This window comes from Flavobacterium sp., assembly GCF_027533505.1.
In the GTDB taxonomy this organism is placed as follows: domain Bacteria; phylum Bacteroidota; class Bacteroidia; order Flavobacteriales; family Flavobacteriaceae; genus Flavobacterium.
Window position 1 is genome coordinate 49,483 of sequence record NZ_JAPZUB010000027.1, and the last position, 14,322, is coordinate 63,804.

Annotated in this window: 18 protein-coding genes; 6 read left to right on the plus strand and 12 right to left on the minus strand. The window is 41.6% G+C overall.

All coding sequences use genetic code 11. The features are described 5' to 3' along the window. Positions 1-9: 9 nt before the first annotated feature. Positions 10-2,190: a radical SAM protein gene (locus tag O9316_RS05785; protein ID WP_298204637.1), complete on the minus strand. Its 2,181-nt coding sequence runs from the start codon at positions 2,188-2,190 to the stop codon at positions 10-12. Between the two features lie 98 nt (positions 2,191-2,288). On the opposite strand from O9316_RS05785, the gene bshC reads away from it, so the two are divergent. The 3 genes from bshC to O9316_RS05800 all read left to right on the plus strand — a co-directional run bounded on the left by bshC (position 2,289) and on the right by O9316_RS05800 (position 5,687). Further along, positions 2,289-3,884, plus strand: coding sequence for a bacillithiol biosynthesis cysteine-adding enzyme BshC (gene bshC / locus O9316_RS05790; RefSeq protein ID WP_298204638.1), 1,596 nt, complete (start codon positions 2,289-2,291; stop codon positions 3,882-3,884). Positions 3,885-3,984: 100 nt separating this feature from the next. After that, positions 3,985-5,142 (plus strand): T9SS type A sorting domain-containing protein, encoded by a 1,158-nt coding sequence (locus O9316_RS05795; RefSeq protein WP_298204639.1) that lies wholly within the window; start codon positions 3,985-3,987, stop codon positions 5,140-5,142. 125 nt (positions 5,143-5,267) lie between these two features. Next, positions 5,268-5,687, plus strand: a complete 420-nt coding sequence (locus O9316_RS05800) for a nucleoside-diphosphate kinase (protein ID WP_297517277.1) — start codon at positions 5,268-5,270, stop codon at positions 5,685-5,687. Between the two features lie 188 nt (positions 5,688-5,875). On the opposite strand, the gene O9316_RS05805 is transcribed toward O9316_RS05800, so the two are convergent. Then, positions 5,876-6,169, minus strand: a complete 294-nt coding sequence (locus O9316_RS05805; protein WP_298204640.1) for a DUF721 domain-containing protein — start codon at positions 6,167-6,169, stop codon at positions 5,876-5,878. Between the two features lie 2 nt (positions 6,170-6,171). Further along, complete coding sequence (locus tag O9316_RS05810; RefSeq protein ID WP_298204641.1) at positions 6,172-6,591, minus strand: lipocalin family protein; 420 nt, start codon at positions 6,589-6,591, stop codon at positions 6,172-6,174. A gap of 102 nt (positions 6,592-6,693) precedes the next feature. Between O9316_RS05810 and O9316_RS05815 the strand changes: the two genes are divergently transcribed. Beyond that, positions 6,694-7,776 carry a serine hydrolase gene (locus O9316_RS05815; RefSeq protein WP_298204642.1) on the plus strand — a complete coding sequence of 361 codons (1,083 nt, stop codon included), beginning with the start codon at positions 6,694-6,696 and terminating at the stop codon, positions 7,774-7,776. Between the two features lie 9 nt (positions 7,777-7,785). Here the strand turns inward: O9316_RS05815 and O9316_RS05820 are convergent, their stop codons facing one another. From O9316_RS05820 to O9316_RS05860, 9 genes are all read right to left on the minus strand, one after another. Continuing rightward, on the minus strand, positions 7,786-7,983 hold the full coding sequence (locus O9316_RS05820) for a hypothetical protein (protein WP_298204643.1): 198 nt from the start codon (positions 7,981-7,983) through the stop codon (positions 7,786-7,788). Between the two features lies 1 nt (position 7,984). Further along, positions 7,985-8,938, minus strand: a complete 954-nt coding sequence (ftsY, locus tag O9316_RS05825) for a signal recognition particle-docking protein FtsY (protein ID WP_298204644.1) — start codon at positions 8,936-8,938, stop codon at positions 7,985-7,987. Positions 8,939-9,035: 97 nt separating this feature from the next. Continuing rightward, the gene (locus tag O9316_RS05830) at positions 9,036-9,188 is read right to left on the minus strand and encodes a DUF4295 domain-containing protein (RefSeq protein ID WP_073362763.1); all 153 of its coding nucleotides are present in this window, start codon (positions 9,186-9,188) and stop codon (positions 9,036-9,038) included. A gap of 47 nt (positions 9,189-9,235) precedes the next feature. Beyond that, positions 9,236-9,418, minus strand: coding sequence for a 50S ribosomal protein L33 (gene rpmG, locus O9316_RS05835; protein ID WP_073362761.1), 183 nt, complete (start codon positions 9,416-9,418; stop codon positions 9,236-9,238). Between the two features lie 25 nt (positions 9,419-9,443). Continuing rightward, entirely contained in the window at positions 9,444-9,677 is a 234-nt protein-coding gene (gene rpmB, locus O9316_RS05840; RefSeq protein ID WP_073362759.1) for a 50S ribosomal protein L28, read from the minus strand. 74 nt (positions 9,678-9,751) lie between these two features. Beyond that, positions 9,752-11,002: a CinA family nicotinamide mononucleotide deamidase-related protein gene (locus O9316_RS05845; protein WP_298204645.1), complete on the minus strand. Its 1,251-nt coding sequence runs from the start codon at positions 11,000-11,002 to the stop codon at positions 9,752-9,754. Positions 11,003-11,020: 18 nt separating this feature from the next. Then, positions 11,021-11,365, minus strand: coding sequence for an Hpt domain-containing protein (locus O9316_RS05850; RefSeq protein WP_298204646.1), 345 nt, complete (start codon positions 11,363-11,365; stop codon positions 11,021-11,023). A 24-nt stretch (positions 11,366-11,389) separates the two neighbouring features. Continuing rightward, a complete protein-coding gene (locus O9316_RS05855; RefSeq protein ID WP_298204647.1) occupies positions 11,390-12,001 on the minus strand; it encodes a fumarylacetoacetate hydrolase family protein in 612 nt (203 codons plus the stop codon). Between the two features lie 46 nt (positions 12,002-12,047). After that, the gene (locus O9316_RS05860; RefSeq protein ID WP_298204648.1) at positions 12,048-12,821 is read right to left on the minus strand and encodes a 3'-5' exonuclease; all 774 of its coding nucleotides are present in this window, start codon (positions 12,819-12,821) and stop codon (positions 12,048-12,050) included. Positions 12,822-13,375: 554 nt separating this feature from the next. Between O9316_RS05860 and O9316_RS05865 the strand changes: the two genes are divergently transcribed. Together O9316_RS05865 and O9316_RS05870 are read left to right on the plus strand one after the other, a co-directional pair. Then, a complete protein-coding gene (locus O9316_RS05865) occupies positions 13,376-13,762 on the plus strand; it encodes a hypothetical protein (RefSeq protein ID WP_298204649.1) in 387 nt (128 codons plus the stop codon). Between the two features lie 9 nt (positions 13,763-13,771). Next, the gene (locus O9316_RS05870; protein ID WP_298204650.1) at positions 13,772-14,182 is read left to right on the plus strand and encodes a hypothetical protein; all 411 of its coding nucleotides are present in this window, start codon (positions 13,772-13,774) and stop codon (positions 14,180-14,182) included. Positions 14,183-14,322 lie beyond the last annotated feature (140 nt).

Sequence of the window (14,322 nt, forward strand, 5' to 3'; positions counted from 1 at the left end):
GTAAAAATTCTACAATACCCACAACATTTCTCGTAAGGGTAAAACTGCTTTGGAAGTCCAAAACAGGGCAAAATCTTCAAATTCCATTTCAAACGATTCTTTCAATACTCCCCAGGTTTGTTGCGGATGGCTTGGTGTTAGTCGTGTGATTTGGTCGATCAACCACCGCCCTTCTGCTTCGGGCAAGACGGTTTCGACAACTCCATGAAGTGCGTGAACACGAACATGCATCATGGACCACGTTTTTCCTTTTTTTTGTTTTTGAAAAAATGAACATTCCGGTTGAAGTCCCCCCCAAATTATTTTAGCCGATGCTTTAGGTAAGAGAATTCGCTCGTCATCAAGCGCCGATACAATAAAATCGGGGGCCACTTTGGGGTGTGGAATTTTAAAATCAAACCAATTTTGCAACGGATCGTCGAGACAAAGTCCGTGCATATAGTTGAACAACGATTTTCGCAATCCATAGCTAAAACGATCGTGTTTTATACCCGTTTGATCGGTAAATTCGATATCGTTGTGCGCAAAAGATATGGGTTGCTTTTCAGGAATGATACCATAAGCCTCGGGGTCTAATCCAATGGGACTATGAGCTGTTAGTGCAAATTGATGCCAAAACCCCGATTGTACAATCCCTAAAGAAAATAATTGACGTACCATTTCGAGACTATCAATAGTTTCTTGCACCGTTTGCGTCGGATATCCATACATCAAATACGCATGAACCATGATGCCACTTTCGGTAAAATTTCGGGTCACTCGTGCCACTTGCGCTACCGTGACGCCTTTTTGAATGAGCGCCAACAACCGATCGGAGGCGACTTCGAGACCCCCAGAAACCGCAATACAGCCTGATGCTTTAAGCAACAAACAGAGGTCGCGGGTAAAACTCTTTTCAAACCGAATATTGGTCCACCAGGTCACCACCAAATTGCGGCGTAAAATCTCAAGTGCCACTTCGCGCATCAACGCAGGAGGCGCGGCTTCGTCTACAAAATGAAACCCCGATTCGCCCGTTTGTGCAATTAACGTTTCCATTCGATCGACCAACATTCGGGCATGAATGGGTTCGTAGACTTTGATATAATCGAGTGAAATATCGCAAAAAGTACATTTGCCCCAATAGCAACCGTGCGCCATGGTTAGTTTATTCCATCGTCCATCACTCCACAAACTATGCATAGGATTGGCAATTTCAATCACCGAAAGATACTCCGTCAACAATAGATCGGAATAGTCAGGAGTTCCCACTGCTGTTTGTCTGTAGTCCGGAATTTTTGCCTCATTTTTATACACCACTTCACCAGCTTCACGAAGGTAGGTTCGTTTCCACACTTGTTGTGCCTCGGGAAGCTGAAGATTAGCGTATAAAAGTTCAATCGGACGCTCACCATCGTCGAGGGTAATGAAATCAAAAAAATCGAAAACACGCGAATCGGTCAGTTGGCGTAACTCCGTGTTGGGAAAGCCACCCCCCATAGCAACTTTCGTGTTGGGGAAATTGGACTTTATCCATTGGGCACAGCGAAAGGCACTATACAAATTGCCAGGAAATGGTACCGAAAAACAGACCAATGCAGGTTGCTCTCGGTGCATGGCCGCAGCTAAGCGTTGTAACGTAAATTGATCAACAAAGGTTGGTGCTTGTTGCAGCGCTTGGTAGAGTAAATCAAAACTGTTGGCACTACGCCCCAAACGTTCTGCATAACGTGAAAAACCAAAATTGGAATCGACGCATTCCACAATAAAATCGGATAAATCTTCCAGATATAGGGTCGCCAAATGTTTGGCCTTATCCTGCAATCCCATGGCACCAAAGGCCCATTCTAAATCGTCTAATTGCGAAAAACGGGAAGCTTCGGGCAAAAAATTTCCGGAACAAATCTGGCGTGCTAAATTGGGTTGCTTGCCTTGCAAAAAACCAACTACAGCGGCGATGGTTTGTACATACACTGAGCGCATCTGGAAAATCCGTTGCGCATTTTCAGACTTTGTTTCTTGCCCCTTTGAGGCTTCAAAAATGGCTTCTAATCCCTTGGGGGAAAACAAATCCAACACCACTTCAAGTCCCAAATCCATTTGAAACGAGGGAATCGAACGGGTATTCAAAAACCCTTTCAAGTACGCCGTCGCAGGATAGGGCGTATTGAGTTGTGTGAAGGGAGGAGTGATTAAAAGCAGTGTAGCCAAGGATTCGGATTTTCTACAAAAATAGAATTTAACGCACAATTAGGAATTTGAAAAGAAGGCTATTTTTAAAATTCTTTACATTTGACAAAAATTAACTCATGCCCACCGATTGTATCGACTACCGTGAATTGCCCCAATTTTCTGAACTTATTCGGGATTATTTGGATCAAAAGGCATCGGTACAACCGTTATACCATCGCTTTCCAAGCCTTTCGCATTTTGAAGCACAATGCCAAGAAAAAGCCGCACATTACAGTACAGCGCAGCGTGAAGGTTTAGTCACCGAATGGCGTCGGCAATACAAAGGATTTAAACTTTCGGAAGCTTCAGAAGCGCATTTGAATGCCCTGCATGAACCGACAACATTTACCATTACCACAGGACACCAATTGAACTTGTTTACAGGTCCCGTATTCTTTTGGTATAAAATCATTTCCGTCATTAATCTTTGTAAAAGCTTACAAAAAACATATCCCCACTATCGGTTTGTGCCTGTCTATTGGATGGCTACTGAAGACCATGATTTTGAGGAAATTCAATCGTTTCGATGGGGCGATGAAAAAATAACTTGGAATTCTACGCAACAAGGCGCCGTGGGGCGTTTTGTACTTGACGCCTCTTTTGAAGAGGTTCGAAATAGAATTAACACCTCCTTTCCCGAGGGTGAGCGTGGACAATTTTTGAAAACACTATTTCATACCTCGTATGCTGAGGGTCGCACTTTGGCTGAAGCGACACGTTATTTGGTTCATCAACTCTTTGATCAGGAGGGATTGCTCATTTTTGATGGCGATCAAACCTGGGGGAAAACAGCCTTTTTACCCTTTGCTTTGCGTGAAATCCAAGAACAAATCACGCATCAAGCCACCCAGGAAACACGCGAGCAAATGTCCTCATACAAAGCACAAGTAAATCCGAGGGAACTCAATTTGTTTTATTTAGAAACGGGCATTCGAGAGCGACTTACGCGTGAGGGAGATTGGATTGTTCGTCACGACAGCGGTATTCGGTATGCACTCGACGATTTCAAACGTCACTGCCAAGAGCAACCCGATTGTTTGAGTCCGAATGTATTGCTCCGTCCGCTTTATCAAGAAATTGTATTGCCTAATTTGGCGTATATAGGCGGCGGGGGTGAAATTGCGTATTGGTTGCAATTAAAAAAGCAATTCCAGCAATTTGAGGTTCCCTTTCCCATGTTGATTTTACGTAATTCCGTGCTTCATGCCACGGCGAAACAAGCCAAAAAAGCAGCGAAACTGGATGTTGCTTTTGCCGATTTGTTTCTCAGCGCTTCGGATCTCCGCACCCGTATGGTCCAAAAAATTCAAACCGTACATTACGACTTTACGGCACAAAAAAACGTGTTGCAGGAACAGTTTGCGGCATTAGAGAAACTGGCCGTTCAAACCGACCCTTCCTTTTTGGGCGCAGTAAAAGCACAAACCCACAAGCAACTCAAAGGCTTGGAACATCTTGAAAAAAAATTATTACGCGCCGAAAAAAAGAAACATGAAGTTCACCTCAATGCTGTTGAGGCTTTGCAATTGGAATTGTTCCCCCATCGAGGATTGCAAGAACGCACCGTCAATTTTAGTTCCTTCTATCTATCGTTCGGTCCCGAATGGATGACTCGGTTATATGCAGAACTCGATCCACTCCATCCCTACTTTAGTGTGATGGTTTGGGATTAATTTATAAACACTACAACGTTATCGTTGGTAAAGTCCAACTTTTAGATTTTGTAAATCAGCATTTTACTTTAGTTTTGTTAAAAATTTTAACAAAACCTAGATGAAACTAAAACTACTTTTTTCAACGTTGCTTTTAACTGCAATGAGTGCTTCTGCACAAACCATTTCAATAGTGGGAACGGGAGTCAACGGATGGCCTCCAACCAATGGACCCGAAATTACGTTGTCAAGTACCGACAATATTATTTATACGATCAATGATTTGGTGGTTAGCACGGGAGCGGTCAAGTTTCGTCAAGATTTTAGCTGGGCTAATAACTGGGGTGGTTCAACTTTTCCGAATGGAAACGGGGCGCCCAACGGACAAGATATTCCTACCCTAGCAGGAACGTATAATGTTACCTTCAACCGATTAACTGGAGCTTATTCGTTTGCAGGCAATACAACGGCTCCTTTGGTGGAGTTGTGGGGACCGGCTGTTGATGCGCAATTGGGCTTTGGAGGTCCGGGAGTTGCTATGGCTACAAATGACGAAGTGAACTATACCTTATCTAACTTTGTCTTTACCTCGGGTAATGCCTATTTCCGTTTGAATGGCAATAACAACCTAACCTTCGGTAGCACTGCTTTTCCTTCGGGGGTGGCGGTAGCTTCGGGACCAACTATTCCGGTAACGGGAAGAGAATGGTATGTTACATTTAACCGCACCACGGGGCAATACAATTTCGAATTTCCTCTAATTGGAATTTTGGGTTCGGCCCTGAACGGATGGACAACGGATGTTGCTATGAATACTACCGATGGATTTAATTATTCCTTGCAAGTGGCCTTAACGACTGGCGCAGTAAAATTCCGTAAAAATAATACTTGGGATGTCAATTGGGGAGGTAATGATTTCCCAATTGGTACCGCGACCAATAATGGAAACGACATCAATATTTCGACAGCTAGTACGTATTTGGTTCAGTTTGAACCGTTGACGGGAGCCTATAGTTTTACCGACCTATTGAGTCAACCGACGTTTGCAACGCCTCGTTTTCTATTATCGTCCAATCCTACTGCAACGGCTTGGCATGTGGAAGGCAATACAGTAGTGGACGTAGTGGAAATACTGGATTTAAGCGGTAAACAAGTGGGGCAATACCGTCCGAATGCTCCCTCTTTTTCGGTGGAAGCCGCTCATTTGGCTCCGGGAATGTATGTACTTAAAATGGTAAGCGCACAAGGAACACAAACATTGAAAGCAATCAAAAATTAAATAGTGAGTTACGTTAGAAAAATCTCCAATGGGCAACTGTTGGGGATTTTTTATTTTATGGTGAAATGATTTCCGATTTCTGAATCAAAACACTACTTTTGCACCCGAAAATTAATACTTACACAATGGCAGGTACGAGAACATTTACCATGATTAAGCCGGATGCGGTTGAAAAAGGCCACATCGGTGGGATTTTAAATATGATTACTGAAGGTGGATTCAGAATCGTAGCGATGAAGTTAACGCAATTGACGGTAGCCGATGCGCAACAATTCTATGCCATTCACAAAGAGCGTCCGTTCTTTGGGGAATTGGTAGAATTCATGACACGCGGTCCGATTGTGGCAGCAATTTTAGAAAAAGACAATGCGGTGGAAGATTTCCGAACTTTGATTGGAGCAACCAATCCAGCGGAGGCTGCTGAGGGAACGATCCGTAAAAAATATGCTACCTCTATCGGGGAGAACGCCGTTCACGGTTCGGACTCGGATGAGAATGCAGCTATTGAAGGGGCTTTCCACTTCGCAGGAAGAGAGCAGTTTTAATTCAAAATACCTTACAAAACAAAGCCGATGAACAATCATCGGCTTTTTTGTTTTAAAATACTTGGGTTCGTTTTAGCCCAGAACTACCTATTGGCGGTCAGGTAACACGGCATCCTCCCGACCTTACGGGAGATAAAGCGGATAGCAGGAAAGGGGTTGATATGTCGATGCGGTTGATGCTCCTTATCTTAGCGAAGCACCAATTCTTTGATACATTCTTTGCCTAAGGCTTCGTTGAGCATGGTGATAATTTTTTGCTTGCCGTGGCTTAATTCTTCGCGTAATACGGCGGAGGAAAGTGTAACATAGAGCGTACTGCCTTTGAGAACGACCTCGCGAGTGTAGCTATTCACTCCGTTGCCCAAAAGGGTGCGCCATACATGCTCGGCATCGACGCGATCGAGTCCCGCCTCCAGCTTATGCGTTTGTACGAAGGCTTTTAACACTTCGGCAAGTGAATTTTCATTACTTTGACGTTTCATGGTTACTTTCGCGAAAAGGGTTTGAATTTTTTGTAACGGTATTCGATATTTTCGTCGTTTTTAAGCACAAGCACCGAGTCGGTGAGTTTGACTAAGGCCTCTTTCCAACGCCCATAATCGGTTTGATAATGCAGGTACCAAGTGGCATTGGAGTCCTTAAGTGTAATTTTTTCTTGCAACGTATTGGTGCGAAATGTTCCGTCGAGTTGCGGCATCACTTTTTGACGAAAACCCGATTTGCCTTTGATTTGAAGGTAATCGACTGTGGTGCTCGCTTTGTAGTCAATCGGTTCTCCTTCGGGATGTTCGGCTTTGGTAATTTCCCAATAGCCATTTAATTTAACCAAATCTTTTTCGGGAATGGGAGCGGAACATGCAGCCATAAACACGCCAATAATCCCTAATAGTAAGCTTTTTTTCATAGTTATTCTAAAAATCTAAAGGTATCGATTTTATACCATTTTCTAATACCTTTGATTAAACCTTTTTCGCCAAAAATACTCTAACCTAAAAAATCGTTGATCATGACAAAAATAGCCTACATTTCGTTGCTTTTAAGCAGTTTGTTATTTACCGTTTCGTGCTCGGATTCGGACAATCCCACGCAAACGCCACCCGAGGAAACCATGTATTTTCCCCCAAGCGATGGAAGTACTACCTGGGAAACGCAATCGGTAGCTGCTTTGGGTTGGAATCAAGCCGCAGTACAACCTTTGGTCGATTATTTGACGTTAAAAAACACCAAATCGTTTATGATTTTGGTCAATGGTCGCATTGTCATGGAGTACTATTTGAACGGACATAGTGCTACAACACCTTGGTATTGGGCGAGTGCGGGAAAAACATTGACGGCAGCCGTAACTGGAATTGCGCAGCAAGAGGGGCTGATCAACATTAATAATAAAGTATCTGATTATTTGGGAACCGGTTGGACGAGCGCTCCTTTGGCCAAAGAGAACTTGATTACGTGCAAAAACTTGTTGTCGATGAATTCGGGCTTGGATGACAGCATGGGCGACAGTGTAAATCCGTCTAATTTGGTGTATGTTGCCGATGCAGGAACGCGTTGGGCCTATCACAATGTGTATGTAAAATTGCAAGATGTGGTTGCTGCTGCGAGTGGTCAATCGTGGAGTACGTATTTTAACACCAAACTTCGGGATCGTATTGGAATGACCGGTGGCGCTTGGATAGCCAGTGGTGATGATTTAAGTGTGTATTGGAGTACGACGCGAAATATGGCTCGGTTTGGACTTTTGGCTTTGAATAAAGGAAAATGGAATGGCGTACAGGTTATCAATGAGGCATTTTTTAATGAGGCCGTCAATACGTCCCAAAATTTAAACCAAGCCTATGGGTATATGTGGTGGTTAAATGGAAAATCGACCTATCGATTGCCGCAAACTCAATTTCAATTTAACGGTCCAATCATTCCCAACGGCCCTGCAGATATGTATTGTGCTTTGGGGAAAAACGATCAAAAGATCTATGTGGTTCCGAGTAAGAAGATGGTGGTGATACGAATGGGAGAGGCTGCAGATGCGGTGAATATGGCTTTATCGGATTTTGATGATACGTTATGGACAAAAATAAATGCGCTTTTTTAGGCGCATTTTTTATTTGGTTTTAAAGAGAACGCGATCGAAAAAACGAATCAAACCGGATAGCAGGAAAAAGAAAGCGATAAGCTGCATGCCCATAGCAATATCGGTAAAATGTCCTTCCACGAGTTTGGACATGAGTCCAATACCAAAGCTCAAGAGGATCAGAATTAGAAAAGGTACATTACGATACCAATAAATGACTTTCTTCATATTACGCGAAAAAACTATCTACAAATTCGTATTTATTGAACACTTGTAAATCATTGATTCCCTCACCTACTCCGATATACTTAACCGGAATTTGAAACTGATCGGAGATCCCAATAACAACGCCTCCTTTGGCAGTTCCGTCCAATTTGGTGACTGCTAGACAACTCACTTCTGTAGCCGCGGTAAACTGTTTGGCTTGTTCAAAAGCGTTCTGTCCTGTAGAGCCATCCAATACTAAAAGTACATCGTGTGGAGCATCGGGGACCACTTTTTGCATTACTTTTTTGACTTTGGACAATTCGTTCATTAAACCTACTTTGTTGTGCAAACGTCCCGCCGTATCGATAATCACTACATCTGCTTTTTGAGCTACAGCCGATTGTAAGGTATCAAATGCTACAGAAGCCGGGTCAGACCCCATTTGTTGTTTAACAATAGGGACACCCACGCGATCGGCCCAGATTTGCAATTGATCGATCGCTGCAGCGCGAAACGTATCGGCAGCACCGAGTACGACTTGGTGACCGGCTTTTTTGAACTGATGGGCCAATTTACCGATGGTAGTTGTTTTTCCAACACCGTTGACCCCTACGACCATAATCACATAGGGAGGCGAGGATGTGGGTATCACAAACTCGGTTTCTTCACCTGATTGGGTTTCGGAAAGTAAGCCTGCGATTTCTTCGCGTAAAATTTGATTCAATTCATCAGTTCCAAGGTATTTGTCTTGGGCCACACGTTCTTCAATACGCTCGATAATTTTAAGGGTTGTATTGACGCCAACATCGGAGGAAACGAGAATTTCTTCCAAATTATCCAATACCTCATCATCGACTTTAGACTTTCCCGCAACGGCTTTGGTGAGTTTAGAAAAAAAACTTGTTTTCGTTTTTTCTAAACCTTTGTCTAAGGTTTCTTTTTTCTCGGATGAAAATATGCGTTTAAAAAAGCTCATAAGGAACTACAACTACGTTGAATTTTGTTCGACAAATATAAATAAAAAAGCTACTTTCAAGAGAAAGTAGCTTTAATATATTCGGGTTTGCTTCTGATTATTTCTTTTTCAAATACTCATCAACTTCTTCAGGAGACATGATCGCCTCTACGAAAGTGTAAGCACCTGTTTTAGGAGATTTTACCATTTTAATGGCTTTTGTTAATCTCTTTGAAGCGGTTTGTAACGTTGCTACGGTTTTCTTTGCCATGATTCAAAAGGGTATTTGAAATTTTTAAAACAATAAAAATCTCGTAATTATTTAATTTCTTTGTGTACAGTCATACGCTTCAAAATGGGATTGAATTTTTTCAATTCCATACGATCAGGCGTATTTTTTTTGTTCTTTTTCGTGATATAACGAGACGTACCAGGCATCCCTGATTCTTTGTGCTCAGTACATTCTAAGATTACTTGGATTCTATTACCTTTCTTTGCCATTATCTTTAATATTAAGGATTACCGATTAAATAAAGCCTTTTGCTTTTGCATCTTTCAACACAGCTGCAATGCCTTTTTTGTTGATTGTTTTAATCGTTGATGCAGCTACACGTAAGGTAACCCATCTATCTTCTTCAGCAAGGTAGAAACGTTTTTTAACTAAGTTCACAGAAAACTTGCGTTTCGTTTTGTTCATCGCGTGAGAAACGTTGTTTCCAACCATCGCTCTCTTACCTGTAAGGTCACAAACTCTTGACATTATGCTTTTCTTTTATCGTTATTCAAAATCAGGGTGCAAAGAAACAAAAAAGAAACCTTACACACAAAAAAATATTATAGATTTTTTAAAATTTCTTTTTGAAGCATTTCCAGGGCTTTTACAGAGGCTCGGTCCACTACTTTTTCACGGGGCTGACCAAAATTAAAGCGCTCAACAACAACTTCTTGCGGGGTAGCCAACGCAATAAATACGGTGCCTACTTCGGCATCCGATTCTCCCTTTTGGGGTCCCGCATTTCCCGTGGTAGCCAAAGCATAATCCGATTGCATTTGAGCTTGCACTCCCAACGCCATCGCTTTCGCCACTTCGGCACTCACTACAGTGTGGGCAGCTATTAATTGGGGATCGACACCCAAAAGCGTTGTTTTTATTTCGGTGGCATAACTAACGACACTCCCTTTGAAATACGCAGAAGCCCCAGAAACTGACGTAAGCAGTTGGGCTATTTTTCCTCCTGTACAACTTTCGGCGGTGGCCAACGTTTGTCTTTTTTGCCCTAACAATCGACCCACAACTACCTCTATTGTTTCCTCTTCTTCAAATCCAACCAAAATATCACTAATCAATGGGGTTACAGCTGCTACTGCTTGAGCAACTGCCTCTTCCAATAGTTTTAAATCGGTTCCGCGGGCAGTAAGACGAAGGCGTACGCGCCCAGGAGCGGGTAGATAAGCTAGTTTGATGAATTCGGGCAATTGATTTTCCCAGTCCTCAATGCGCTCTGCAACGACACTTTCGCCCAAACCATAGGTTAATAAGGTTTTGTGAAGAATAAATGGACGTTGGTATTCGGCGGCAATCTTGGGAATCACTTGTTGTTCCATCAAATGTTTCATCTCATAAGGCACGCCGGGCATCGAGATGAATACGGTTTGCTCTTTTTGAATCCACATGCCTGGAGCTGTACCTACAGCATTGAAAAGCACTTGAGCTTGGGAAGGCACCATTGCTTGATCTTTGTTCAACTGTGAAGCAGGTCGTTGCAGCACTTTCTCGATGAGTGCAACTACATGCTGTTCAACGTCGGTGTTGCGCACCAACGTGTCTTCAAAATAGTCGGCCAAGGTTTTTTTGGTGATGTCATCTTTGGTAGGACCCAAACCTCCGGTCATTACTACAAAATCGACTTGATTCTGATAGGCTGAAAAAGTGTGCAGTAACGCATCCCGTTGATCGCTTATTGAACGCATTTCCACGGTTTGCACCCCAATTCGATCCAAAGCCTTAGCGATAAATGTTGAATTGGTATCGGCGATTTGCCCAATAAGGATTTCATCTCCAATGGTGACAATGGCAGCTTTCATAAGGAACTCAATTTTCGATCAAATTTCGAAATCTTTTTTTATCTCTTTAACTGCTTTTTCAACTTGATCCTGAATGCTTTCGAAAGTAGCTTCAATTTCTTTGCGTTTTCCTTCTGCTTTGGTCCAAGCTTCTACTTGTAGAATTTCTTCATGTGCCATGGTCATTCCCAACAAATCGAGAGTGGGCTTGATTTTGTGAGCATACGCATAGGCCAACTTGTGGTCTTTGGTTTTGATGCCCAATTCAATTTGTTGCAAGTCTTGTGGGACTTCAGTAACAAACAAGGTGATAATTTGCATGACAAACTCCGGATCATTGTCCGATAGTGCATATACTTTTGCGAGGTTATAATTAATTGCCATTCGTAGATATTCGATTTTTTGCCTTTATTTAATGTGTATTCGAAATGCTTTTTTTCCTTCTATAAATCCTTCCAATTTATCATTGGGATGAACTTTGGCGACACCTTCGGGAGTCCCCGTAAATAAAATGTCTCCTTTTTTTAGCGTAAAATACTGTGAAACATAAGCAATTTGCTCGTCTATTTTCCACAACATTTGCGCTGTATTTCCTTTTTGAACAACCTTTCCGTTGGAATGTAACTCAAAATTAATATTTTCAACCGATTCAAAATCAGATTTCGGATAAAATTCACCAATAACCGCTGAACCGTCAAATCCCTTTGCTTTTTCCCAAGGCAACCCCTTTTTTTTGAGTTGTTCTTGAAGATCGCGGGCTGTAAAATCGATGCCTAATCCAATTTCGTCATAATACTGATGCGCCATTTTTACATCGATATACTTTCCAACTTTATTGATTTTGACCAAAACCTCTACCTCATGATGTACGTCGTTGGAAAACTCAGGGATCACAAAAGGATGTTGCTTCAATAAAATCGCAGAATCCGGTTTTAAAAACACCACCGGAGCCTCAGGACGCTCATTTTGAAGTTCGGCAATGTGTTGCACATAATTTCTTCCGATACAAATGATTTTCATGGTAACAGTTTTAAGCGATTTTACCCTACCTTAACTTGGATTGTGTCTAGGGTTTGGTATTTAACTTACGTAGTTTGATGCCAGTAAGCACCTTTTTGGTGTACAACGGGAAATCAGCCCCTTGAATCCAGCCAAAGTACCCAGGCTCTTTTTCAAAAACATCCTCTACGAGAGCGCCTTTGTGCTTCCCAAACGTAAAAATCTCTCGACCTTTATCATCCAAAGCAATAAAACCTGCGAAATCGACCGCTTTTTTACGTGTAGTATATTCTGAGAGCGCTTTAACATCGTTGGGTAAGTCGGGATAGCGATCCAGTTGCGCTTTGAGAATTTCAAACGTCGCTTTGGTATCAGCCTCCGCACTATGGGCATTGTCAAGAGTTTGATTACAATAAAAACGATACGCTGCACTCAAAGTTCGCTCTTCTTTTTTATGAAAAATGGTTTGTACATCGACAGCTACTCGATTTTTCATGTCAAAATCCACCTCAGCACGCAACAATTCTTCTGCCAATAAAGGAATGTCAAATCGATCGGAATTGTATCCCGCCAAATCAGAATCCTTAATCATCGCATGAATTTGAGGGGCTAGTTCTTTAAATGTAGGCTCTTGGGCGACTTTTTCATTGGAAATTCCATGCACAGCCGTAGCTTGCGGGGGGATGGGAATTGTGGGATTCACCAACCACGTACGACTTTCTTGGTTCCCATTGGGATATACCTTTACAATTGAAATTTCAACAATACGGTCTCGTGCCACATCAATTCCGGTTGTTTCTAAATCAAAAAAACAAAGCGGTCGGTTTAATTTTAATTCCATTTTTACAAATCAAGCGGACAAATATACGGGATTGCGTTTACCGTTAATCGATATTTCAACATAATTTACCGCATGCTTTGTATGGGTGTTTTTTGAGGCATAAGTTGTCTGTATTCAATTTGTTAATAATCTTTTACAATACATGGGATGCTGAATTTTAACAAATAATACACTTTTAGTGTAAAGGTGTTTTGAAAAAAAGCGATAGTTTTACTTCAACAAAATACATCAACGAATTGAATTAAAATATAAGCCATGAATAAAATGATTCTTAGTAATGACAATAAAGTCAACACAAATTTAAGTATAAAACGTACCTCCAAACCGCTCTATCCAAAAGCCTAAGATAGTTGAGAAACTTCTTTTAAATATATAGTAAATTTAATTTTGGTTAAATTTTGGCTAACCCCCAATTGTGACCCGTAGTGCAGTTTCCGCGCATTACTTTATAGGTAGGAACCTTTGAAGAAATTAGACGATTTGTTATACTTCAAAGGACGGAACTAACAAATCAAAACAGGTCTTCGGACCTCATTTTTAAGCCATTCAAAATTATGAAAAATCTAATCTTTGGCCTTATCGCCACCCTATTCTTCGGAATACCCTCTCAAGCACAAAACAAAGAAACATTGACCGAAAAAGCGATTTTACAATCCATTACATTAGTCAGTAGAACAAATACCGATAAGGTAGCTTACCAATTTAAATCCTTAGCCGAGTTTGATGAAGGGCTGGAAGTTATTCTCAAAGAAGGTGCTCTTGTCAACACCGAAACGCAACGCAATGCAGATAAATGTGAAGTATCGCTTGAAGTTAGTGTCACCATGTCTGTAGGTGTGGCCAGTGTTACCGTTACCGCTTCGGCAACTGTAGGCTGCGATGAAGTTGCAGCTACGGTGAGACGATTACGAAAAATGCTCATCGCTTCCATAACGAGTTAAGCCTTTAGGATGTTTCAATTTCGTACAATTGGACTTTTTTTCTGGATATTTTGTTTTTCGGGTGCCCAAGCCCAAGCTGATTTACAAACGGTGATTCGAGGAGGTGAATTGTTGTTGAACGGACTTACGATTTTTAAAATCGCAAAAGGAGATTCCAACGCGGCCAAAACGACCCTAGAGCAGGTATGTATTAAAAACAAATTAACCGAAAAAATTACGTTCCGAATAACTGGAAAAGGAGAGGATGGTGAGGAAATCAAGAAAGAACTTGTTGTCCAAAACGACGGAAAAGAATGTTTGTTAGAACTTCCCAAAGGGATTTATACCTATGAGGTAATTCTTGCTAATAAAGAAATATATAAAAAAGGAGAATACCGATTTGACGAATCCATGGTGATAACCATCAAACCGAATAGTTAAGAAAAAGAAGCCGTCTCACAACTTGAGACGGTTTTTTTTTACGTTTTTTCTTGCATAAAAGAGTTGCAATTTGTATATTTATATCTGATTTACAGATGATTAGACATGAATTTCAAACACTACAATCAACGTCAAACCAC